This is a genomic window from Chryseobacterium sp. c4a (assembly GCF_009900745.1).
GTDB lineage: Bacteria > Bacteroidota > Bacteroidia > Flavobacteriales > Weeksellaceae > Chryseobacterium.
Genome location: NZ_WXVU01000046.1, coordinates 1 through 1177, shown reverse-complemented (window position 1 = coordinate 1177; position 1177 = coordinate 1). Strand labels below are relative to the sequence as shown.

At 35.9% G+C, this 1177-nt stretch carries 1 protein-coding gene; it reads left to right on the top strand.

Features of this window, described 5'->3' with window-relative positions; translation table 11 throughout:
• Positions 1-40 precede the first annotated feature (40 nt).
• On the top strand, positions 41-1126 hold the full coding sequence (locus tag GTR01_RS24425; protein WP_160140295.1) for an IS481 family transposase: 1086 nt from the start codon (positions 41-43) through the stop codon (positions 1124-1126).
• The last annotated feature ends 51 nt before the right edge of the window (positions 1127-1177 follow it).

Genomic DNA, 1177 nt, shown 5'->3' with positions numbered 1-1177 from the left:
TTATAATCAAATTAAATAACTTTAAAACAGATTAAGTATTATGACAACACAACAAAAGATCATCAAAAACAAGTTAGGCGTACTTGAATTAGCACAACATTTAGGAAACGTATCCAAAGCCTGTAAGGTGATGGGATATTCCCGAGACAGTTTTTATAGATTTAAAGAATTGTATGAGCAAGGAGGTGAATTAGCATTACAGGAAATCTCCAGAAGAAAGCCAGTATTAAAAAATCGTGTAGATGAAGTCATTGAAAAGGCTGTTGTTGATATAGCTATTGAAAACCCTGCTTTGGGGCAGCTTAGAGTAAGTAATGAACTTAAAAAGAAAGGTTTCATTGTATCACCAGGTGGAGTCAGAAGTATTTGGTTAAGACACGATCTGCATACGTTTAAACTAAGATTAAAAGCTCTGGAAGCCAAATCCGCTCAAGATGGTGTAGTCCTTACTGAATCTCAACTTTCAGCACTAGAAAGAGCTAAGGAAGAGAAAAAAGCTCATGGAGAAATTGAAACTCATCATCCTGGATATTTAGGAGCTCAAGACACTTATTACGTAGGCAATATCAAAGGAGTTGGGCATATTTATCAACAAACTTTTATTGATACATATTCAAAGGTAGCATTTGCAAAGCTATATGACCGTAAAAATGCTCTTATTGCTGCTGACATGCTTAATGATCAGGTAGTCCCTTTCTTTGAGCAGCAGGAACTTCGTTTACTCAGAATTTTAACAGACCGAGGAACGGAATACTGTGGGATAAGAGAACAGCATGAATACCAGCTCTATTTAGCCATTGAAGATATTGATCACACAAAGACCAAGGCTAAAAGTCCTCAGACCAATGGCATTTGCGAACGTTTTCACAGGACGATACAGGACGAGTTTTATGCTATAGCTTTTAGAAAGAAAATTTACAGAAGTATTGAAGAACTGCAATTAGACCTGAACAGCTGGTTGTCGTATTACAACAATGAAAGAACGCATACAGGAAAACATTGTTACGGTAAAACACCGATGCAGACGTTTCTAGATAGTAAAACTATTGCAAAAGAGAAATTATTGGAAACTCTTGCAGAGGAACAAAAAATCCTTACTTTTGGAAGTAAGGATAATATTGGATAACTGACAATTATTTTTAACCCCTAACTGTCAGATAAAGTCGTGGCTATTACA

Excerpts from the sequence above, each read along its gene's own strand:
- GTR01_RS24425 (WP_160140295.1), top strand. The coding sequence starts at position 41 with ATGACAACACAACAAAAGATCATCAAAAACAAGTTAGGCGTACTTGAA.